Annotated in this window: 20 protein-coding genes and 1 pseudogene; 15 read left to right on the top strand and 6 right to left on the bottom strand. The window is 60.6% G+C overall.

What is annotated here, in order from left to right:
• The first annotated feature begins 177 nt into the window (after nt 1-177).
• From cyaY to rnk, 3 genes are all read left to right on the top strand, one after another.
• The gene (gene cyaY / locus GVL50_RS17030) at nt 178-510 is read left to right on the top strand and encodes an iron donor protein CyaY (protein ID WP_008084571.1); all 333 of its coding nucleotides are present in this window, start codon (nt 178-180) and stop codon (nt 508-510) included.
• Nucleotides 511-514: 4 nt separating this feature from the next.
• The gene (locus GVL50_RS17025; protein ID WP_159814395.1) at nt 515-733 is read left to right on the top strand and encodes a DUF1289 domain-containing protein; all 219 of its coding nucleotides are present in this window, start codon (nt 515-517) and stop codon (nt 731-733) included.
• A gap of 268 nt (nt 734-1,001) precedes the next feature.
• Nucleotides 1,002-1,421, top strand: a complete 420-nt coding sequence (gene rnk / locus GVL50_RS17020; protein ID WP_053124969.1) for a nucleoside diphosphate kinase regulator — start codon at nt 1,002-1,004, stop codon at nt 1,419-1,421.
• 7 nt (nt 1,422-1,428) lie between these two features.
• On the opposite strand, the gene GVL50_RS17015 is transcribed toward rnk, so the two are convergent.
• From GVL50_RS17015 to GVL50_RS17005, 3 genes are all read right to left on the bottom strand, one after another.
• Nucleotides 1,429-4,272, bottom strand: coding sequence for a class I adenylate cyclase (locus GVL50_RS17015; protein ID WP_159814393.1), 2,844 nt, complete (start codon nt 4,270-4,272; stop codon nt 1,429-1,431).
• A 181-nt stretch (nt 4,273-4,453) separates the two neighbouring features.
• On the bottom strand, nt 4,454-4,699 hold the full coding sequence (locus GVL50_RS17010; RefSeq protein WP_008084565.1) for a TIGR02647 family protein: 246 nt from the start codon (nt 4,697-4,699) through the stop codon (nt 4,454-4,456).
• A 196-nt stretch (nt 4,700-4,895) separates the two neighbouring features.
• Nucleotides 4,896-5,186: a hypothetical protein gene (locus GVL50_RS17005; RefSeq protein ID WP_053124965.1), complete on the bottom strand. Its 291-nt coding sequence runs from the start codon at nt 5,184-5,186 to the stop codon at nt 4,896-4,898.
• Between the two features lie 123 nt (nt 5,187-5,309).
• Here GVL50_RS17005 and GVL50_RS17000 point away from each other — a divergent pair, with 123 nt between their 5' ends.
• Nucleotides 5,310-5,969, top strand: a complete 660-nt coding sequence (locus GVL50_RS17000) for a glutathione S-transferase family protein (RefSeq protein WP_159814391.1) — start codon at nt 5,310-5,312, stop codon at nt 5,967-5,969.
• A gap of 98 nt (nt 5,970-6,067) precedes the next feature.
• Here GVL50_RS17000 and argH read toward each other — a convergent pair whose 3' ends face one another.
• A complete protein-coding gene (gene argH / locus GVL50_RS16995) occupies nt 6,068-7,462 on the bottom strand; it encodes an argininosuccinate lyase (RefSeq protein WP_008084559.1) in 1,395 nt (464 codons plus the stop codon).
• 272 nt (nt 7,463-7,734) lie between these two features.
• On the opposite strand from argH, the pseudogene GVL50_RS29455 reads away from it, so the two are divergent.
• The 8 genes and pseudogenes from GVL50_RS29455 to GVL50_RS16960 form a co-directional block, all read left to right on the top strand.
• Nucleotides 7,735-7,938, top strand: a pseudogene (locus tag GVL50_RS29455) (sensor histidine kinase); the annotation flags it as partial.
• The gene (locus GVL50_RS16990; RefSeq protein WP_007911111.1) at nt 7,935-8,681 is read left to right on the top strand and encodes a LytTR family DNA-binding domain-containing protein; all 747 of its coding nucleotides are present in this window, start codon (nt 7,935-7,937) and stop codon (nt 8,679-8,681) included. The pseudogene GVL50_RS29455 and the gene GVL50_RS16990, both read left to right, overlap by 4 nt.
• Nucleotides 8,682-8,819: 138 nt before the next feature.
• Nucleotides 8,820-9,761: a hydroxymethylbilane synthase gene (hemC, locus tag GVL50_RS16985; RefSeq protein WP_159814389.1), complete on the top strand. Its 942-nt coding sequence runs from the start codon at nt 8,820-8,822 to the stop codon at nt 9,759-9,761.
• The gene (locus tag GVL50_RS16980) at nt 9,758-10,519 is read left to right on the top strand and encodes a uroporphyrinogen-III synthase (protein ID WP_159814387.1); all 762 of its coding nucleotides are present in this window, start codon (nt 9,758-9,760) and stop codon (nt 10,517-10,519) included. The genes hemC and GVL50_RS16980 overlap by 4 nt, the downstream gene beginning before the upstream one ends.
• Before the next feature lie 16 nt (nt 10,520-10,535).
• Nucleotides 10,536-11,678, top strand: a complete 1,143-nt coding sequence (locus GVL50_RS16975) for a uroporphyrinogen-III C-methyltransferase (RefSeq protein ID WP_053124956.1) — start codon at nt 10,536-10,538, stop codon at nt 11,676-11,678.
• The gene (locus GVL50_RS16970) at nt 11,675-12,913 is read left to right on the top strand and encodes a heme biosynthesis protein HemY (protein WP_159814385.1); all 1,239 of its coding nucleotides are present in this window, start codon (nt 11,675-11,677) and stop codon (nt 12,911-12,913) included. Before GVL50_RS16975 ends, GVL50_RS16970 begins: the two co-directional genes overlap by 4 nt.
• Nucleotides 12,914-13,132: 219 nt before the next feature.
• Complete coding sequence (locus GVL50_RS16965) at nt 13,133-13,684, top strand: disulfide bond formation protein B (RefSeq protein ID WP_159814383.1); 552 nt, start codon at nt 13,133-13,135, stop codon at nt 13,682-13,684.
• 184 nt (nt 13,685-13,868) lie between these two features.
• Nucleotides 13,869-14,327 carry an Rsd/AlgQ family anti-sigma factor gene (locus GVL50_RS16960; RefSeq protein WP_053124949.1) on the top strand — a complete coding sequence of 153 codons (459 nt, stop codon included), beginning with the start codon at nt 13,869-13,871 and terminating at the stop codon, nt 14,325-14,327.
• 58 nt (nt 14,328-14,385) lie between these two features.
• Here GVL50_RS16960 and GVL50_RS16955 read toward each other — a convergent pair whose 3' ends face one another.
• Entirely contained in the window at nt 14,386-15,051 is a 666-nt protein-coding gene (locus GVL50_RS16955; RefSeq protein ID WP_159814381.1) for an FKBP-type peptidyl-prolyl cis-trans isomerase, read from the bottom strand.
• Between the two features lie 193 nt (nt 15,052-15,244).
• Between GVL50_RS16955 and GVL50_RS16950 the strand changes: the two genes are divergently transcribed.
• Nucleotides 15,245-16,489 (top strand): AlgP family protein, encoded by a 1,245-nt coding sequence (locus GVL50_RS16950; protein ID WP_159814379.1) that lies wholly within the window; start codon nt 15,245-15,247, stop codon nt 16,487-16,489.
• Here GVL50_RS16950 and GVL50_RS16945 read toward each other — a convergent pair.
• Nucleotides 16,486-16,947 (bottom strand): TIGR02444 family protein, encoded by a 462-nt coding sequence (locus GVL50_RS16945; RefSeq protein ID WP_159814377.1) that lies wholly within the window; start codon nt 16,945-16,947, stop codon nt 16,486-16,488. The genes GVL50_RS16950 and GVL50_RS16945 overlap by 4 nt on opposite strands.
• 50 nt (nt 16,948-16,997) lie before the next feature.
• Here GVL50_RS16945 and GVL50_RS16940 point away from each other — a divergent pair, with 50 nt between their 5' ends.
• A complete protein-coding gene (locus GVL50_RS16940) occupies nt 16,998-18,908 on the top strand; it encodes an ATP-binding cassette domain-containing protein (RefSeq protein WP_053124941.1) in 1,911 nt (636 codons plus the stop codon).
• The gene (locus GVL50_RS16935; protein ID WP_016985893.1) at nt 18,908-19,489 is read left to right on the top strand and encodes a mechanosensitive ion channel family protein; all 582 of its coding nucleotides are present in this window, start codon (nt 18,908-18,910) and stop codon (nt 19,487-19,489) included. The genes GVL50_RS16940 and GVL50_RS16935 overlap by 1 nt, the downstream gene beginning before the upstream one ends.
• Nucleotides 19,490-19,594 lie beyond the last annotated feature (105 nt).

Below are 19,594 nucleotides of genomic sequence, written 5' to 3'. Positions count from 1 at the left end.
TGGTTCAGGCGGCAAATATGTTGGATGTGCCGGCCCCTTCGCGAGCAAGCCCGCTCCCACCGGTACGGTGTCTACAGTGCCATTGAGGTGCTTGGTCGTTAATCTTTGCAATCGGCCGGAAGCGTCCGTATCTTTCGGCGCTTGAGCCTGATCAGAACATTTTTTGAGGTTGCCGCAATGAGTTTGTCCGAAGCCCGTTTCCACGATCTGGTCGATGAAACCCAGGAAAAACTGGAAGACATCTTTGATGAAAGTGACCTGGATATCGACATGGAGAACTCTGCCGGTGTGCTCACCGTCAAGTTCGAAAACGGCTCGCAGCTGATCTTCAGCCGTCAGGAGCCGCTGCGTCAGCTATGGCTGGCGGCCGTGTCCGGTGGTTTCCACTTTGATTACGACGAAGAAAGCGAGCGCTGGATGTGCGACAAGAGCGAAGAGCAACTGGGCGAAATGCTCGAGCGCATCGTCAAGCAACAGGCCGGCGCCGATTTCGATTTCGAAGGTCTGTGATTCCGTGACTGATACCGCTCCCGTTTGTCCGCCGAAGCCGCTTTACAGCAATGTCAGCGCGGCCGTGCCTTCGCCGTGCAGCGGGGTTTGTCGGCTGGACGAGCAGAAGGTTTGTCTGGGCTGCTTTCGGCATGTTGAAGACATTCGCGAATGGCGTTCGGCAGATGATCAGCGCCGGCGGGTCATCTGCGCCCAGGCTGCTGCCCGCCAAAATTCTGTTTGATACCCATTGTGGCGAGGGGATTTATCCCCGTTGGGTCGCATAGCGGCCCCAAAATCTTTACGACTGCTGCGCAGCCGAACGGGGATAAATCCCCTCGCCACAAAGGTTCCCGGATGGATAAGTGGGGGCTGGGGCAGGGTGGCTTGTATATTTTTTGAGCTGTGATAGTGTCCGCAGACGCCTCAAACCACCGAGGCACGGTGAAAACCCCGTCTTTTTTGGCGGGGTTTTGCTTTTTATGTGCAGAAGAAAGGAGTCTGCCCGGATCATGACCGCACCTTCCATCACCCTTACCCGTCTGGACGTGCAACGTCTGGAGCGCTTGATCGACAACCTGAACGAGAAAGACCAGGCTGCGCCGGGCGTGATTGCGCTGCAAACCGAACTGGATCGCGCCGACACCGTGGTCGGCCACGATGAAGTGCCCGCCGATGTCGTGACCATGAATTCCCGCGTGCATTGCCGCGAAGAAGGCAGTGGCAAGGATTACCACCTGACGCTGGTCTATCCCAAGGATGCCAACGCCGACGAAGGCAAGATCTCCATTCTGGCGCCGGTCGGCAGTGCGCTGCTGGGCCTGAAAGTCGGTCAGCACATCGATTGGCCGGCGCCGGGTGGCAAGACTCTCAAGCTGACCTTGCTCGAAGTCGAATCGCAACCGGCCAACGGTGGCGCGTTCCCCGAGTAATCCTGCCTCAGACCTGTTCGAGCGCCTCGTTCAGTGCGCGCTCCAGGTCAGCCTTGTAGCGCAGATACAAATTGCTTGAACTCTGCCCGTCACCGAGCAGGCCCGAAAGGTCGAGGTCGGTGATGTAGCAGCGGTAGCGCTCGGTCTCGCGACGCTGCTCGACGATCTCCCGGGCGACCACGCTGAACAGCTGGTCGCCATGTTCCAGCTCGCTGAATTCCCGTTGATTGCAATACAAAGTGACCTGCACTTCGCCCGGTGCGGCTTTGCCGACGATCGCCTGCACGTCGTAGAACGGTTTGTTGATTGGCGTTTGCGGCGCGGGCCGTGCTTCGACCCGGCGCGCGCGCCCGGGGCCCGATGGCAATAACTGGTAATACAAAGTTTCGAGGGCAGCGTCTGGGCCTGCGTCCATCGGCAGCACGGCTTCGCGGCGGAACAGGATCGATTGCAGAAAACGCTGCAATGGCACCAGCAGACTTTGCTCATCGTGATACGGCAAACGCTGCAGCCACAGCGCATTGAATTCATCCAGCACGTACAACTCGGCCTGTTGCTCAGTGATCCGGTAGAACACCTGAATGCATTCCGGCTGGCCCATCGGCAGGATCAAGGCGAGGTCGTGCTCCTCCAGCGCCATCGGATCCAGATGCAGCGGGCTATAACGCGGCTGTTCTTCACCGAGATAATCGAGCAACGCCGGCAGCGTGGCGAGGGCGACGTGGTTGACCTGGCCGGGCACCAATTCCAAAACGTGATAGTGCTGCTGCACCTGAATCAGGTAACGATGATTCAGCTCGCTGAGCAACAGGTTCTGCGCGGTGTCGACAATCTCTTCGACGCGGCGGGCAATGAACTGTGCGCGGTTATGACAAAAGCAGCGTACCTTTAATTTCGGCTGCTGCGGCCCGCGCGGCAGGTTGTTGAGGTAGTCGCGCAGGCAGTCGAGCAAGGCGTGTGGGCCGTCGAAACGGTTGACCAGCACTTCGTTCCAGCTGTTGAGCGTGACCTGATCCAGGGTCAGCACCAGATTTTCGCGCACGCCGGCGTAGCTCAGCGAGTCGGTGCGTTCGGTGGTCATCAGGATGTTGAGGTCGCGGTGATGCTTGAGCGGGTCGATGCCGACGTTGACCAGCATCAGCACTTCGCTGGGCACTGCGGCGCGCAGCAACGGGATTTCGTCGACCGTGGGCAAGGGCAGGGCGATGCACTGTTGCAGGCTGCCGAGCAGGTTGAACAGTTCGAACTCGCTCATGTCACTGGTGCCGGGGTGCAGCGCCAGGCGCGTGCTGCTGTCGATCACGCCGTTGCGATGGCTCCAGGTCAGCAGTTCAAGCAACTCGCGGCTGCGTTTGATCGGTGCGAAATGCTCCCATTCCTGCGCGGTGAGGCTGCCGTTGTACAGGCCCCACTGGGTTTGCCCGGGTTCCTTTTTGTTGCGCGATTGCACCAGCGTCAGGGTGTCTTCGGCCAGATCCGGGGCGATGCCGGGGTTGATGAACTCGACCTTGTCGGCCTTGCGTTCAAACGCGGCGTACAACCGTCGGCCGAGCACATTGAGGTCACGCTTGTTGATCAGGCTGACGGTTTGCTCGGTGCGGGCGAATTGGGTCAGGAAGCGATAGCTGTAATTCAGCTCGCTGACCAGCGCGCGGCGTTCGGCGCTGACCTGACGGACTTTCCACTGGCTGCGGCTATCGAGCAGCGCCAGCTGCCGCTGATCCCAATGCCATTCGCTGGCCAGACGTTCGAGCAGCGAGCGCTGCCAGCTCTGCGTGCGGCTGTTGCCGGTGAGCTTGCGATTGACCTTGAGGTACAGCGCGCGCCGCACCAGTTCCAGACGCTCCGGCTCATTGCGCGCCTTGAGGTATTCCTCGATGCGCCGGTACACGACCATGTACGGATCCAGTTCATCCAGATCCAGTTGATTGGCGAACACGGCTTTTTTGAAGCGCAGGCTCAGGCACTGCACTTTCGGATGCTCGCTGGCGTAGACCTCGGTCAGCAGCAGTTTGAGCACCGATTTGTACGGTGACTCGATGCCTTTGAACAACTGCCACAACCCGGCGCCGATGAACTCTCCCGGCGGAATCGTCGCCAGATGGCCGAGGTCGAGGGTTTCGTCAGCGCGAATAAAGCGCTTCGACAGCAGGGTGTGAGTGTAAACGTCGTAGGCGGTTTCTTCGTAAACCGGCACCAGCCACCAGATCGGCGTGCGCCCGGCCAGCCAGATCGCCGTACGATAAAACTCGTCCAGCAGCAAATAGTGCTGGGTGGTGCCGCAGTTTTCCGAGCTGAGCTGGTTGTCGCGTTCACCTTTGACGAAGCGCACCGGGTCGATCAGGAAGAAATGCGCCTCGGCGCCCTGGCTCGCGGCCCAGGCTTCGAGCAACTGGCATTTCTTGCTCAGCTCACTGAGTTCGCTTTCGCTCAGATCCGGTGCGTGGCAGACCCACACGTCCATGTCGCTTTGATCGGCCTGCGCCAGTGTGCCGAGGCTGCCCATCAGGAACAGGCCGTGAATCGGTCGCGGCGGGTTGCTGCCGTGGCGCGGCTTATAAGAAAACGAGCGAGTCAGGCGTTGGGCTTCAGCGAGCACATTGGTGTCCGGCTCGTAATTCGACAGGCCGGCCGGCGCACTGCCCGAGACGTAACCCGGCAGCAGCGGATGATTGACGTGGAAGAACAGCGGCAACAGCGTCAGCACGCTCTGTTGGCGCGGCGACAACCCTTCGAGGGCACGGCCGAGGCGGCCTTCATTGAGTTTGAGAAACCGCGCGCGCAGCTGGCTGAGAACCTTGCGGTCAATTCCCTCGTCCAGGTCGGGGCGGATTTCGTGGGTGCGCGTCATATCAGCTCAAACCGGCCCGCAGGCTCGGACGTAGAGGGTCTCGGAATGTCGGGCAGTTTAGCCTTAGCGCAGCGGGACTTTTAAGCTGAATTTGTTTTTGACGTCAGATTTCTATCGTTTCGCCCGCACAGGCCCGCGGAAATCCCGTGGCAGGAGTTTCCGTGGGCGAAGTCGGGGGGAATCAGGCGGTTTCTTGCTCTCTCAGAATGGTCAGCACGGTTTGCACATTTTGCGCAGCATCGCGACCGAGGCTGGTCAGATAACCGCCATCGGGCTGATCCGTCAGGTCTTTTTCAAAGAGGCGTTTAGCGGCAGAGATATGTTTCGGGGCAGCGGTCTGATGAATTTTCAAACCTTCCTGGGAACTGTCCAGGGGAAAGAGTGCGAGGACTTCCAGTTCGGCAACCAACTCAGGGGTAAGCGACATAAGGACTCCAGACTTTCTAGGAATTAGACGACAGCGCCCCTAAGGTGAACCCGCTTTTGCGGCATGTCCAGTGCACAGATCAGGGATTTTGTCGTGAGGCGGATTCCAGTGTAGTCCCCATAAAAAAGATCGCAGCCTTCGGCAGCTCCTACAGGGGATTTGTGTAGGAGCTGCCGAAGGCTGCGATCTTTTGATCTTAGGCTTTTTCTGGTGGCAACTCAGGGAGTGCACGCAGGGCCGCTTCGTACCATTCAGTATCAAATGCGCGGTCTTCATCGAGCATCGCGTCAATCTCGTAGGCCAGCACGTGGGCCATCAGATTGAGGATTTCTTCGCGCTCGACGCCGACCAGGGTCAGTTTGTTGAACGTCGCTTTAGCGGCCGGCGGGTTGTCGCTTTCGATCTGGTTTTCGATGGCTTCGATCAACGTCGCTTCGGTGAACTCTTCTTCGTCGTTGTCATTGTCGATGTCTGTCGGCTCGCTCATGGCAGGCTCCTCAAGGAAAGGCGCCAGTTTACCCGCATTCAGCGGCGTGATGCTGCTGGCGGGATTGGCCTGAGCGATCTATAAACAGGCACTGCCCACCCCGCACGGCCTGGAGGCTATGTGATGCTCAAGCTCTACGGATTCTCAGTCAGCAACTACTACAACATGGTCAAACTGGCGCTGCTGGAAAAAGGCCTGCCGTTCGAAGAAGTCACCTTCTACCCGACACCGACCCCGGAATCACTGGCCATCAGCCCGCGCGGCAAAGTCCCGGTGCTGGGCGTGGACGCCGGTTTCATCAACGAAACCGCGATCATCCTCGAATACCTGGAGCAAACCCAAAAAGGCACGCCGCTGCTGCCGAGCGATCCGTTCGAACGTGCGCAAGTGCTGGCGATTGCCAAGGAAATCGAGCTGTACATCGAATTGCCGGGCCGCGCCTGTTACGGCGAAGCGTTCTTCGGCATGACCTTGCCGGACGCGATCAAGGAAAAGACCAAGTCTGAATTGCTATTGGGTTTTGCGGCGCTGGGTCGTCACGGCAAATTCGCCCCGTACGTGGCGGGCGACAGTCTGAGCATTGCCGATTTGTACTTCCTCTACAGCGTGCCGTTGGCCTGTGCGGTCGGGCATAAACTGTTCGGGATCGATTTGCTGGCGGAGATGCCGCAGGCGAAGGCGCTGCTGGAGCGGCTTGAGCAGAATCCGCATGTGCAGAAGATTGCGGCGGACAAAGAAGCGGCGATGCCAGCGTTTTTGGCGATGATCGCTGCCAAGAAGTAGGAGTTTATTGTTCTGAAGTCAGTCTTCGCGGGCAAGCCTTGCTCCTACAAGTTCACACCGAACCCGTAGGAGCAAAGCTTGCTCGCGAAGCTTTGCTGTTAGCGGCTGGCGATCAGCGCCTGACCGCGAACTACAGCAGCCTTGACCTGCGCCGGCGCAGTCCCGCCGATATGGTCACGGGCATTCACCGAGCCTTCCAGGGTCAGCACGGCAAACACATCCTGCTCGATCTGATCGCTGAACTGACGCAGTTCTTCCAGGCTCATCTCGGCCAGATCCTTGCCAGTGTCCACGCCGTACTTCACCGCATGACCAACGATCTCGTGGCAATCACGGAACGGCAGACCACGGCGCACCAGATAATCCGCCAGATCGGTCGCGGTGGAGAAACCACGCAACGCCGCTTCACGCATGATCGCGTGCTTCGGTTTGATCGCCGGGATCATGTCGGCAAAGGCGCGCAGCGAGTCGCGCAGGGTGTCGGCGGCGTCGAACAGCGGCTCTTTGTCTTCCTGGTTGTCCTTGTTGTAGGCCAGCGGCTGGCCTTTCATCAAGGTCAGCAGGCCCATCAAGGCACCGAACACACGGCCGGTCTTGCCGCGCACCAGTTCTGGCACGTCAGGGTTTTTCTTTTGCGGCATGATCGAGCTGCCGGTGCAGAAACGATCCGGCAGATCGATGAACTGGAACTGCGCGCTGGTCCAGAGCACCAGCTCCTCGGAGAAACGCGACAAGTGCATCATCGCGATGCTCGCGGCCGAGCAGAATTCGATGGCGAAGTCGCGATCGGAAACGTTGTCCAGCGAGTTGCCGCCGACGGCGTCGAAACCGAGCAGTTGTGCGGTGTATTCGCGGTCGATCGGGTAGGTGGTGCCGGCCAGTGCGGCGCTGCCCAGTGGCATGCGGTTGGTGCGCTTGCGGCAGTCGACCAGGCGCTCGTAATCGCGGCTGAGCATTTCGAACCAGGCCAGCATGTGGTGCCCGAAGGTCACTGGCTGCGCGGTCTGCAGGTGAGTGAAGCCGGGCATGATGCTCGCGGCTTCGCGCTCGGCTTGCTCCAGCAGGCCTTTTTGCAAACGGGTGATTTCGGCGAGGATCAGGTCGATCTCGTCACGCAGCCACAGGCGGATGTCGGTGGCGACCTGGTCGTTACGGCTACGCCCGGTGTGGAGCTTTTTACCGGTGACGCCGATGCGATCGGTCAGGCGTGCTTCGATGTTCATGTGCACGTCTTCGAGGTCGATGCGCCAGTCGAACTGGCCGGCTTCGATTTCGCCCTGAATGGTGTTCAGGCCGTCGATGATGCTGTCGCGCTCGGCATCGGTCAGCACGCCGACCTTGGCCAGCATGGTGGCGTGGGCGATCGAGCCCATGATGTCGTGGCGATACAGGCGCTGGTCGAAAGTGACGGAGGCGGTGAAGCGGGCGACGAAGGCGTCGACGGGTTCACTGAAGCGGCCGCCCCAGGACTGATTGGTCTTGTCAGTGCTCATGAATTCGCTCGTATCGGCTTGAAGAAAAAAGGCGTGAAACGCTGGCGCGGATAATAACAGGGTTGCCAATCCTGTCGTTGACACTGGTCGATACGTTTTTTTCTCATCGAACCGGCCATAGTCGGCACTGCTCCCGGGGGATTTGCGTAAGGATATTTTTCGATTGAGCAATATCGGCCCGACGAGCGTCTACAGTAGGACATAAGGGTCGGCGCGACTTTGGATCGCGCAAAGGTCTGGTCGCCGACTATAAGAAGAGGGGGTGGGTGTAATTGTCCTTCGGCAATCCCTGCGAAAAACGCGAGAAACAGCGGGCTTTGAGTGGTACGACTCGGACTCTGGCAAATATTGCTGGCCGACGTACGGCACTTTTTGGCGCTCGGGCTAGTCTTAGCGTGGATCGCGGTGACGGACGTCACTTCACCTGTCTACGCTATCCTTGTGCGAGACTCACGCAGGAATCCAGCGCAATATGAATGTCCTGATCGTTGATGACGAACCACTGGCTCGCGAGCGCCTCAGCCGAATGGTGAGCGAGCTCGAGGGTTATACAGTTCTGGAGCCCAGCGCCACGAATGGCGAGGAGGCGTTGGCACTGATCGACAGCCACAAGCCGGATATCGTCTTGCTCGATATCCGCATGCCAGGCCTCGATGGCCTGCAAGTCGCTGCCCGTCTGTGCGAACGAGAAACGCCGCCCGCCGTGGTGTTTTGCACCAGCCCCGATGAATTTGCCGTGGAAGCCCTGCAGGCCAGCGCCGTGGGCTATGTGGTGAAACCCGTGCGAACTGAACATCTGCATGACGCCCTGAAACGGGCGGAACGTCCCAACCGGGCGCAACTCTCGGCCCTGACCCGTCCCGCTGCCGAAAGTGGCACCGGCCCGCGCAGCCATATCAGCGCCCGCACCCGCAAAGGCATCGAACTGATCCCGCTGGATCAGGTGGTCTATTTTATTGCCGACCACAAATACGTGACCTTGCGCCACGAGGCCGGCGAAGTGCTGCTGGACGAGCCGCTCAAGGCCCTCGAAGACGAATTCGGCGAACGCTTTGTGCGGATCCACCGCAACGCCCTGGTCGCCCGCGACCGCATCGAACGTCTGCAACGCACGCCGCTGGGGCATTTCCAGCTGTTCCTCAAAGGCCTCAATGGTGATGCGCTGATCGTCAGTCGTCGGCACGTGGCCGGCGTACGCAAAATGATGCAGGGCCTGTAAGCCGGACTTTTCCGGCGGCTCACTGTTCTTTTCACCGGGCATGGCGGGCCAGGGAGGCCGCGCCGAGGCTGATTCAAGTCAAAGTGGATTTGGCTGAGCTGTTATTATCCGCCGTATCTATTCAGTACGGATTGATCCATGTCCTCTCGCGAAATCCGCATCGCCACCCGTAAAAGTGCGCTGGCCCTTTGGCAGGCCGAATACGTTAAAGCCCGTCTGGAAGCGGCCCATCCGGGCCTGCTGGTGACGCTGGTGCCCATGGTCAGTCGCGGCGACAAGCTGCTCGATTCGCCACTGTCGAAAATCGGCGGCAAGGGTCTGTTCGTCAAAGAACTGGAAACCGCGCTGCTCGAAAACGAAGCCGACATCGCCGTCCACTCGATGAAAGACGTGCCGATGGACTTCCCTGAAGGTCTCGGTCTGTTCTGCATCTGCGAGCGCGAAGACCCGCGCGACGCCTTCGTTTCCAACACCTATGCCAGCCTCGATGCGTTGCCTGCGGGCGCCATTGTCGGCACGTCGAGCCTGCGTCGTCAGGCGCAATTGCTGACGCGTCGCCCGGATCTGCAAATCCGCTTCCTGCGCGGTAACGTCAACACGCGTCTGGCCAAGCTCGATGCCGGTGAGTACGACGCGATCATCCTCGCTGCGGCCGGTCTGATCCGCCTCGGTTTCGAAGAACGCATTACCTCGGCGATCAGTGTCGATGACAGCCTGCCGGCCGGTGGCCAGGGCGCGGTCGGCATCGAATGCCGCAGCGCCGACACTGAAATCCACGCCTTGCTTGCACCGCTGCATCACGCCGACACCTCGTCGCGCGTGACTGCCGAACGTGCCCTCAACAAACATCTGAATGGCGGCTGCCAAGTGCCGATCGCCTGCTACGCCGTGCTGGAAGGCGAGCAGTTGTGGTTGCGCGGTCTGGTCGGCGAGCCGAGCGGTGGCTTGCTGCTCAGCGCTGAAGCTCGCGCACCGCGTGCCGACGCCGAAGCGTTGGGCGTGCGGGTCGCCGAAGACTTGCTGAGCCAGGGCGCAGCCGAGATTCTCAAGGCAGTCTATGGCGAGGCAGGTCACGAGTGACCGCTTGGCGCCTGCTGCTGACGCGCCCTGCGGAAGACTGTGCGGCGCTGGCCGAGACGTTGGCGGCGCAGGGTGTTTTCAGTAGCTGCTTGCCGCTTCTGGACATTGTCGCGCTGCCGGTCTCTGACAATATTCGTCAGGCGATGGCGCGCTTGCAGAGTTATAACGCGGTGATCGTGGTCAGCAAACCGGCGGCACGCATTGCGCTGGATCTGCTCGGCAATTCGTCTGCGCTAACGATGCCTTGGTTCAGCGTCGGCGCGGCGACCGCACAGATTCTGCGCGAGCATGGCCTCGACGTGAGCTTCCCGGACGACGGCGATGACAGCGAAGCCTTGCTGCAATTGCCGCGTCTGCGTGAAGCGGTCAGCCAGCCCGGCGCGCAGGTGATGATCCTGCGTGGCGAGGGCGGGCGCGAGCTGCTCGCCGAGCGTCTGCGCGCGCTAGGTGCTAGTGTCGAGTATCTGGAATTGTATCGACGCGACCTGCCAGCGTACGCGCCCAAAGAGCTGCCACGGCGGTTGCAAGCGGAACGCTTGAACGGGCTGGTGGTCAGCAGTGGACAGGGTTTTGAGCACCTGCGCGAAATGGCCGGCGATGCCTGGCCGGAAATTGCGCAATTGCCGTTGTTTGTACCAAGCCCGAGAGTCGCCGAGCTGGCACGTGCCGCCGGGGCTCAAACAGTTGTGGATTGCCGCGGCGCGAATGCCGCGGCTTTGCTGACGGCGTTACGGGAAAATCCCGGGCCCGTTCTCTAATGCAAAGGATGGATACGTGAGCGAAACAGCCTTGCCTAAAGATGATGTCCAGCCTGTGATCGATGCTCAGGTTGAAACTCCACCGCCGGCCAAAGAGCCGCGCCGAGGCAATGGACTGGCCATCGTCGCCCTGTTGCTTGGCGCAGCCGGCGTCGCGATCGGTGGCTGGGGTGTCTGGCAGGTGCGTCACCTGCAGACCAACACGCAAGCGCAGTCGGGTGAAGTGCAGGCGCTGAACGATCAGGCACAGACCCTGAAGCTCAACGAGCAGCGCCTGACCGAACGCCTTGCGCAGTTGCCGGGCGCCGACGAACTTGCCGAACGCCAGCGTCTGGTGACGCAGCTTCAGGGCGATCAACAGCGCCTCAATCAACGTCTGGAAACCGTCCTTGGCGCAAGCCGCAAGGATTGGCGTCTGGCCGAGGCCGAACATCTGCTGCGTCTGGCCAGCCTGCGTCTTTCAGCGTTGCAGGACATCAGCAGCGCTCAGGCACTGGTGCAGGGTGCCGACGAAATCCTCCGCGAACAGAACGATCCGGGCGCCTTCGCGGCCCGCGAGCAAGTGGCCAAAACCCTCGTCGCCCTGCGCAGCACCGAGCAGCCGGATCGCACCGGATTGTTCCTGCGCATCGGTGCACTGCGTGATCAGGTGGTCGGGCTCACCGAGCTGGCGCCCGAGTACAAAGATCGCGGCGAATCGCTGCTGGGCCTGACCGCTGACGGTGACGGCGCCAGTCGTTGGGCGCAGTGGTGGGATCAAGTCTCGCGTTACATCCGCATCGATTTCAATGCGGATAAAAACGTGCGGCCGCTGCTGGCCGGGCAGAGTCTGAGCCAAGTGCGTCTGGCCCTGAGCCTGGCGCTGGAGCAGGCGCAGTGGGCGGCCCTCAATGGTCAGGCGCCGGTTTACACCCAGGCCATGGCCGAAGCGCGTGATGTGCTCAAAGGCAATTTCAATCCGGACAACCCGCAAAGCAAAGTGATGCTGGAACAGGTTGGCGAGCTGAGCAAAGAACCGGTCACCGTCAACACGCCGGACATGACCGGCACCCTGAGTGCAGTGCAAGGCTATCTCGAACGCCGTAACGTCAACGCTGAAGAATCGGTGAAACCGTTCGCCAAACCTGCCGCGAATCCTGCGCAGGAGGCCACGCCATGAAACGCTTGTATGTGATCGTGTTTCTGGTGATCGCGGCGACGGCAGCGCTGGGTTTTGCGGTGGCGCAGCAGTCCGGTTACGTGCTGATCGCCTACAAGAGCTTCCGCTATGAAGCGAGCCTGTGGGCAACGCTCGGGCTGATCGCGGTGTTGTGGCTGCTGATCTGGGGCATCAAGGCGCTGATCGAGCTGGTGATGACTTCCAGCGGCGTGGTCAATCCATGGTCGCGACGCAATCGCAGCCGTCGTGTGCAAGTGGCGATCGAGCATGGTCAGCTGGATCTCGCTGAAGGTCGTTGGGCCAGTGCGCAGCGGCATCTTTCTCGCGCCGCCGAGGCCGAGCGCCAGCCGCTGCTGTACTACCTCGGTGCCGCCCGTGCGGCCAATGAGCAGGGCAATTACGAAGAATGCGATCGTCTGCTGGAGCGCGCACTGGAACGTCAGCCGCAAGCCGAGCTGGCGATTGCCCTGAGTCATGCGCAGTTGCAGACCGATCGTGGCGACACCGACGGTGCGCTGGTCACCCTGCAAGCCATGCACGAACGCCATCCGCACAACGCGCAAACCCTGCGCCAATTGCATCGCCTGCATCAGCAGCGCGGCGATTGGTCGGCGGTGATTCGCCTGCTGCCGGAGCTGCGCAAAGACAAAGTGCTGCCGCCGGCTGAACTGTCTGAACTGGAGCGTCGCGCCTGGGGTGAAAACCTCTCGCTGGCTGCACACCGCGAAGAAGACGGCACCGTGGGTTTGCAGTCGCTCCAACGGGCGTGGCAGCAACTCACTTCGGCTCAGCGTCAGGAAGCGCCGCTGGTGCTGGCCTACGCCGAACAACTGCGTCAGCTGGGCGCTCAGGTCGAGGCGGAAGAAGTGCTGCGCACCGCGCTCAAGCGCCAGTACGACAGTCATCTGGCGCGTCTCTATGGTCTGGTGCGCGGCAGCGATCCGGCGTGTCAGTTGCAGACCGCTGAAGGCTGGCTCAAGGAACATCCGAATGATCCGAGCTTGCTGCTGACCCTCGGCCGTCTGTGTCTGCAGACCAGTCTGTGGGGCAAGGCGCGCGACTATCTGGAAAGCAGCCTGCGCGTGCAGCGCAACCCGGAAACCTGTGCGGAGCTGGCGCGTCTGCTGGCGCAGCTCGGGGACACCGATCGCAGTAATCAGCTGTTCCAGGAAGGCCTAGGCCTGCTCGATGAGCGTCTGCTTGCTGCGCCATTACCGGCGCCGGCGCGCGTCTGAATCGACGAGGGAGTTCGCTCCCTCGTGTAGGTTTTCCGACCGAATAATTCCCCGCAAATGGGCGCCAGAGGCAAAGTCCTACGAGCGCCTTCTTCTTTTCCTTCCTGCCCTGTCGGGTTTTCCCTACACCTTTGCCGAAGTGTCGGCAGCCCCTTGCCTTGAAAGGCTTACGCGCTTTCCTCTACCGTAACTACCTGTCTCTACTGTTACGGAAAAGCCATGTCGTTGGCCTGCTCACGCTCCTTGTTTTTCATAGCTTTCACTGCGGGGGCCGTTGCCCTGGGAGCTTCCTATTACCTCGAATACGCGATCGGGCTGGCGCCGTGCAGTCTGTGCCTGGTGCAGCGCTTGTTTCTGACGCTGCTGACGGCCGTCTGCGGTTTGGCGGCGGTGCATGGCCCGCAACGTGTCGGTCTGTCGCTCTATTGGCTGGCGGCGCTGGGTGCCAGTCTGGTGGGCACGACGGCGGCCTGGCGGCAGGTGCTGTTGCAGAGTGATCCGTTGTTGCAACTGGTGGAATGTTCGCCCGATCCCGAGACCCTTTTCAGCCGTCTACCGTGGCTGTGCGCAACACTGCGGATGTTTAACGGCAGCGCCGATTGCGCCGAAATTTCCTGGACGCTGTTTGATTTGAGCATCCCGGAATGGAGTTTGCTGTTCTTTGTCGGGGTGTCGATTCTGGCGTTTTATCAACTGCTGCGGCTGGTCTGCAACGCTCTGCAACGACCGCTCAGCGGCGAAGCGTCGCACCAAGGGCTGGTCAGGGATTAAACACTTGTATGAACTTTATCTCCTGCGTACCTTGATGCCATAGGCGCGCGGGCATAATCTGGCCCGCACGTGTCATTGGAATTATGTTGCTCGATGACGCTCTGCCCGGCCGCCCTCCAAGCGATAAACCAGAAGAGAGGCGCGGGTGTAGAGCAGCATGACCCACAAGGGAAGAGAGATCGCCATGCTCGAAAGTTGTCAGAATGCTCAGGAACGTTGGGGTGGAGTTCATCTGCTGATCGACCGCTGGTTGCAAGAGCGTGAAGATCTGATCGGTGCCTACGACAATCTCGGTGCACAGCCTGAGTCGCTGTCCGAGAGCCGCAAGCCTTTGCAGGAATTCTGCGGCGTGCTGGTCGATTACGTGTCGGCCGGGCACTTCGAAATCTACGAACAGCTGACTGGCGAAGCCAAGGCGTTCAACGACAAACGCGGTCTGGAGCTCGCCGAGACAATCTACCCGCGCATCGACGTCATCACCGAGAAGCTGCTCGCGTTCAATGACCTTTGCGATGAAGGCAAATGCGTTGCCGAGAAATTCAAAGAACTCGGTGGTTTGCTGCACGAGCGCTTCGAACTCGAAGACTGCCTGATCGAAGTGCTGCACACAGCACACAAGGAAGAAGATCCGGTTCAGGCCTGATTCTTTTCTCTGATCAAAAAAACGGTGCGCCCAAAGCGCACCGTTTTTTATTGCCTGCTCAACTGCTCGCGCCGCGCAACTCCACTTCAAATACCAGCGGTGTAAACGGTGCGATCAAGTCGCCGGCACCATCAGCGCCATAGGCCTGATCCGATGGAATCACCAAACGCCATTTCGCCCCCACCGGCATGTTTTGCAAAGCGCTGCGCCAGCCGGCGATCACGCTGTCGAGGTTGAACCATTGCGGCTGAGTGTTCTGATCGAACACGGTGCCGTCCGGCAAGCGACCGACATACAACACCTGCACTTTTCCATCCGGGCCGGCCTTGGTGCCGGTGCCTGGCGCGAGCTCGGTCAGCAGGATGCCATCGGCCAATTCCTTCACGCCCGGTTTGGCTTTTTCAGCGGTGAGAAAACGCTGTTCGTTTTCCATCGCGGCATCGCTCGAAGGCTGTGTCGAGTGCTCGGCATTTTGCGCTTCGTGATCGGCCAGAACCTGTTCGATACGCGCTTCACTCAGCGCCAGCGGCTTGCCTTGATACGCCTGCTGCAAGCCCTCGACCAATGCCTGAATTTGTAGCTGCGGGACTTCCTGACGCAGCCGTTCACCCAGGCTGGCGCCGAGGCTGTAGGCCAGATCGTGAGCATCGTTCGCGGTGGATTTTTCGTCAGCGTGGGCTGCGGAAAAGATCACGCAGAGGGATAAAAAAAAGTAGCGCGACATGGTCACTGCTCCGTCCTGAATTGCGCTGGATTATGCCAGCGCAAACGTCTGCAACGGTGAACTGCTTTTGCCTTTGTGCAGAACATTTTCACTTCGTTGCAACGCAACTGTTTCGATACTGTCAACATGACCTAGCGGCGGTGTCAGCAGAGGTCTAGTATGAGCCGCACTCACGTCAGCCAGGAGGTAAACCATGTCGGCCACCAAGAAGCCTGTAAACACTCCGTTGCACTTACTCCAACAACTCTCGGGCAGCCTGCTCGAGCATTTGGAAAACGCTTGCTCGCAAGCCTTGGCTGATGCTGAAAAACTGCTCGCCAAGCTGGAAAAGCAACGCGGCAAGGCGCAAGAAAAACTGCACAAATCCCGCACCAAATTGCAGGACGCAGCCACTGCCGGTAAAGCCAAGGCACAGACCAAAGCCAAAGGCGCAGTGAAAGAACTGGAAGACCTGCTCGATGCGCTGAAGGATCGTCAGTCCGACACCCGCAGCTACATTCTGCAACTCAAGCGCGATGCCCAGGAAAGCCTGAAACTGGCCCAAGGTGTTGGCCGCGTTCAAGAAGCAGTGGGCAAGGTATTGTCGACTCGCTCGGCCAAACCAGCGGCGGCACCGGCGAAGAAAGCTGCCGCAAAACCTGCTGCAGCCAAAGCTCCGGCGAAAACTGCGGCGGCCAAGCCTGCTGCAAAAGCGGCTGCTAAATCCGCTGCCAAGCCTGCTGCAAAAGCACCGGTGAAAGCCGCTGCAAAACCAGCTACCAAAGCGGCTGCAAAACCTGCTGCGAAAAAACCTGCTGCGGCGAGCGCTGCAAAACCAGCAGCTAAAACCACAGCGGCAAAACCTGCTGCGCGGACTGCCGCTGCCAAGCCGGCTACCCGTGCCGCTGCTACTAAACCAGCTGCGAAGCCAGCCGCTGCCAAAGCTGCTCCAGCGAAAACCGCCGCTGCTAAACCGGCCGCCAAACCTGCTGCCAAAGCTGCGGCAAAACCTGCTGCTAAAACTGCTGCTGCAAAACCCGCTGCCAAGACTGCCGCTAAACCAGCAGCAGCCAAGCCTGCGGCAAAAGCGCCAGCCAAAGCTGCTGCAAAACCGGCTGCCAAACCAGCCGTGAAAGCCGCCGCCAAACCGGCAGCCAAGCCAGCCGCTAAACCGGCCGCTGCTGCCAAACCGGCGACTGCTGCCGCCAAGCCTGCTGCTGCAAAACCAGCCGCCAAGCCAGCTGCGAAACCTGCCGCAAAACCAGCCGTTAAAAAGCCAGCCGCTGCCAAACCAGCTGCCGCCAAACCGGCTACCGCGCCTGCCGCCAAGCCTGCCGCACCGGCAGCGTCGGCTGCGCCAGCGGCACCTGCTCCAGCCGCTACGACCTCGACGCCATCGACTGCGCCATCGCCAGCCGCTGTGTCGAGCACCAGCAACAACCCAACCAGCGCTTCCTAAACGCCGGTCGCCGCGACGCGCAGCACTTGCAGCGCGTCGCGGTTCGGGTTGGCCGCCGTGCCGGCCAAGCCTTCAAGCCAGGTCATCGAACCTGCATAGTTTCGCGTCCATTCCTGCGCCACACCTTCAAGCCGTGACAGCAACGCTCGCTCAGCTTCCAGCTCAAGTGATTTGATCTGCTCGCGCATGCCTTTCAACACCGCGTCATCCATCGCCCGTGCTTTCCATTGCATACGCAGTGTCCGCAGCGGTTGCACCACTTCGATATCCCAAGGCCCGGTCAGCGCCTGAAGTTCGCTGATGCGTTGTTCATCGCAGGTCACCCCGCGTTGCTCCAGCCATAAACCGCACAACAGCAGGCACACGTTCACGCCCGCCGTTTGCAGTTGCAGGCAGGCGTCTTCCACGCCCGGACGGGCGTAGGTGGCAAGGGAAAAGCTCCACAGGTCAGAGGACATCGTGCTACTCGCGCCAGTTGTGAGCGAAGCTGGTAGACTCCGCCGCCATTATGATCCGACTTCAGAACCTGACTTTACAGCGTGGCCCGCAACGTCTGCTAGAAGACGCCGAGCTGACCCTGCACGCCGGCCACAAAGCCGGCCTTATCGGTGCCAACGGCGCCGGCAAATCGAGCCTGTTCGCCTTGATTCGGGGTGAACTGCACCCCGACTCGGGTGACTGCTTCTTGCCGGCTGACTGGCGCATCGCCCATATGCGCCAGGAAATCGAGACGCTCGAGCGCCTTGCCGTCGACTATGTGCTCGATGGCGACCTGCGTCTACGCGAGGTGCAACGTGACCTCGCCGCTGCCGAGGCCGCGCATGACGGTGCCGCTCAGGCCCGTCTGCACTCGGAACTCGACAGCGCCGACGGTTACACCGCCGATGCGCGGGCGCGCAAGTTGCTCGCCGGTCTCGGTTTCACCAACGAGCAGATGGATCGTCAGGTCGGGGATTTCTCCGGCGGCTGGCGGATGCGTCTGAACCTGGCGCAAGCGTTGATGTGCCCGTCGGACTTGTTGCTGCTCGACGAACCGACCAACCACTTGGACCTCGACGCCATCATCTGGCTCGAAGAGTGGCTGAAAAACTACCCGGGCACTTTGCTGCTGATTTCCCACGACCGTGATTTCCTCGACGAAGTCGTCGATCACGTCGCGCATGTCGATCAGCGCAAGATCACCTTGTACCGCGGTGGCTACAGCGCCTTCGAGCGCGCCCGTGCCGAGCGTCTGGCCCAGCAACAACAGGCCTACGAGAAGCAGCAGGCGCAGCGTGCGCACATGGAAAGCTACATCGCCCGCTTCAAGGCGCAAGCAACCAAGGCCCGTCAGGCGCAGAGCCGGATCAAGGCGCTGGAGCGCATGGAAGAGCTGTCGGCGGCCCACGTCGATTCGCCGTTCGACTTCGTCTTCCGCGAGTCGACGAAGATCTCCAGCCCGCTGATCGACCTGTCCGATGCCAGCCTCGGTTACGGCGACAAAACCATACTCGAGAAGGTCAAGCTGCAACTGACCCCGGGTGCGCGGATCGGCCTGCTCGGGCCAAACGGCGCGGGTAAATCGACGCTGATCAAGAACCTCGCCGGTGAGCTATCGCCGATCGCCGGGCGTCTGACCCGTGGTGAAAACACAGTGGTAGGCTACTTCGCCCAGCATCAGCTCGACTCGCTGGATTCCAAGGCCAGCCCATTGCTGCACATGCAGCGCCTGGCACCGAGCGAACGCGAGCAGACCCTGCGCGACTTCCTTGGCGGTTTCGACTTCCGTGGCGCGCGCATCGATGAGCCGGTGCTGAATTTTTCCGGTGGCGAAAAGGCGCGTCTGGCCTTGGCGTTGATCGCCTGGGAACGTCCGAACCTGTTGCTGCTCGACGAACCGACCAACCACCTCGACCTGGAAATGCGCCTGGCGCTGACCATGGCGCTGCAGGAATTCAGCGGCGCGGTGTTGGTGGTGTCTCACGACCGGCACTTGCTCAAGAGCACCACCGATAACTTCTACCTGGTCGCGGACGGCAAGGTCGAAGAGTTCGATGGCGACCTCGAAGACTATGCGCGCTGGCTGGTGGAATACCGTCAGCGCAACGCGCCGGTCAGCAACACTCCGGTCAACCCGGACAAGACCGACAAGAAGGCTCAGCGTCAGGCTGCCGCTGCTCTGCGTCAGCAACTGGCACCGCATAAACGCGAAGCCGACAAGCTCGAAGCTGAGCTCGGCAAACTTCACGAGAAGCTCGCCAAGGTCGATGCTAGCCTCGGCGACAGCGACATCTACGAGCCAGCGCGCAAGAACGAGTTGCGTGATCTGCTCGCCGAACAGGCCAAACTGAAGGTTCGCGAAGGCGAGCTGGAAGAGGCGTGGATGGAAGCCCTCGAGGTGCTGGAAAGCATGCAGGCGGAGCTGGAGGCGCTGTCCTGATGGAAGCGTTCAAGCTGCCGCTGCCGGCGGTGTGGGTCGAGCCGATCTGGTTTACCGTGCAGATTCTGCTGATCCTGCTCGCCGGCTACCTCACTCAGCGCTTCGTTGCCAAAGGCCTGACCCGACTGGGCGAGCGCTATCCGTTCCCGCCGCAGTTGCTGATGCCGCTGCGCGGCGTGTTGCGCTGGCTGATCATGGGCAGCGCGCTGATCTTCGTCTTGGAGCGCCTCGGTGTCTCGGCCACGGTGTTGTGGACGGCGCTGTCGGGTTTCGTTGCGGTGGCGGCGGTCGCGTTCTTTGCGATGTGGAGTGTGCTGTCGAATCTGCTTTGCGCGATTCTGATCTTCACGGTCGGGCCGTTTCGGCTGGGCGATATCGTTGAACTGGTCGACACCACGGACAAGCCTGGCGTGAAGGGGCGGGTGGTGGCGATCAATCTGCTCTACACGACGTTGATCGAAGCGGAAGAGTTGGGGACGGGGAGCGCGATGGTGCAGGTGCCGAACAGTTTGTTCTTCCAGCGTTCGGTGCGGCGTTGGCGTGGGACGGATGTGTTTCCGTCTAGCGGGTTTGAGAAGTAGGGTTTCAAGCAAGATCAAAAGATCGCAGCCTTCGGCAGCTCCTACAGGGATCGCATTCTCATGTAGGAGCTGCCGAAGGCTGCGATCTTTTGCTTTTAGCCCCAA

It is taken from the genome of Pseudomonas sp. 18058, assembly GCF_902706155.1.
Taxonomy (GTDB): domain Bacteria; phylum Pseudomonadota; class Gammaproteobacteria; order Pseudomonadales; family Pseudomonadaceae; genus Aquipseudomonas; species Aquipseudomonas rustica.
This window is presented reverse-complemented; position numbering and strand designations above follow the sequence as displayed.

What these genes read in the sequence shown, in the direction of transcription:
- cyaY (WP_008084571.1), top strand. Translation starts at nt 178, where the DNA reads ATGAGTTTGTCCGAAGCCCGTTTCCACGATCTGGTCGATGAAACCCAG.
- rnk (WP_053124969.1), top strand. Translation starts at nt 1,002, where the DNA reads ATGACCGCACCTTCCATCACCCTTACCCGTCTGGACGTGCAACGTCTG.
- GVL50_RS17015 (WP_159814393.1), bottom strand. Translation starts at nt 4,272, where the DNA reads ATGACGCGCACCCACGAAATCCGCCCCGACCTGGACGAGGGAATTGAC.
- GVL50_RS17010 (WP_008084565.1), bottom strand. Translation starts at nt 4,699, where the DNA reads ATGTCGCTTACCCCTGAGTTGGTTGCCGAACTGGAAGTCCTCGCACTC.
- GVL50_RS17005 (WP_053124965.1), bottom strand. Translation starts at nt 5,186, where the DNA reads ATGAGCGAGCCGACAGACATCGACAATGACAACGACGAAGAAGAGTTC.
- GVL50_RS17000 (WP_159814391.1), top strand. Translation starts at nt 5,310, where the DNA reads ATGCTCAAGCTCTACGGATTCTCAGTCAGCAACTACTACAACATGGTC.
- argH (WP_008084559.1), bottom strand. Translation starts at nt 7,462, where the DNA reads ATGAGCACTGACAAGACCAATCAGTCCTGGGGCGGCCGCTTCAGTGAA.
- GVL50_RS16990 (WP_007911111.1), top strand. Translation starts at nt 7,935, where the DNA reads ATGAATGTCCTGATCGTTGATGACGAACCACTGGCTCGCGAGCGCCTC.
- hemC (WP_159814389.1), top strand. Translation starts at nt 8,820, where the DNA reads ATGTCCTCTCGCGAAATCCGCATCGCCACCCGTAAAAGTGCGCTGGCC.
- GVL50_RS16970 (WP_159814385.1), top strand. Translation starts at nt 11,675, where the DNA reads ATGAAACGCTTGTATGTGATCGTGTTTCTGGTGATCGCGGCGACGGCA.
- GVL50_RS16965 (WP_159814383.1), top strand. Translation starts at nt 13,133, where the DNA reads ATGTCGTTGGCCTGCTCACGCTCCTTGTTTTTCATAGCTTTCACTGCG.
- GVL50_RS16960 (WP_053124949.1), top strand. Translation starts at nt 13,869, where the DNA reads ATGCTCGAAAGTTGTCAGAATGCTCAGGAACGTTGGGGTGGAGTTCAT.
- GVL50_RS16955 (WP_159814381.1), bottom strand. Translation starts at nt 15,051, where the DNA reads ATGTCGCGCTACTTTTTTTTATCCCTCTGCGTGATCTTTTCCGCAGCC.
- GVL50_RS16950 (WP_159814379.1), top strand. Translation starts at nt 15,245, where the DNA reads ATGTCGGCCACCAAGAAGCCTGTAAACACTCCGTTGCACTTACTCCAA.
- GVL50_RS16945 (WP_159814377.1), bottom strand. Translation starts at nt 16,947, where the DNA reads ATGTCCTCTGACCTGTGGAGCTTTTCCCTTGCCACCTACGCCCGTCCG.
- GVL50_RS16940 (WP_053124941.1), top strand. Translation starts at nt 16,998, where the DNA reads ATGATCCGACTTCAGAACCTGACTTTACAGCGTGGCCCGCAACGTCTG.
- GVL50_RS16935 (WP_016985893.1), top strand. Translation starts at nt 18,908, where the DNA reads ATGGAAGCGTTCAAGCTGCCGCTGCCGGCGGTGTGGGTCGAGCCGATC.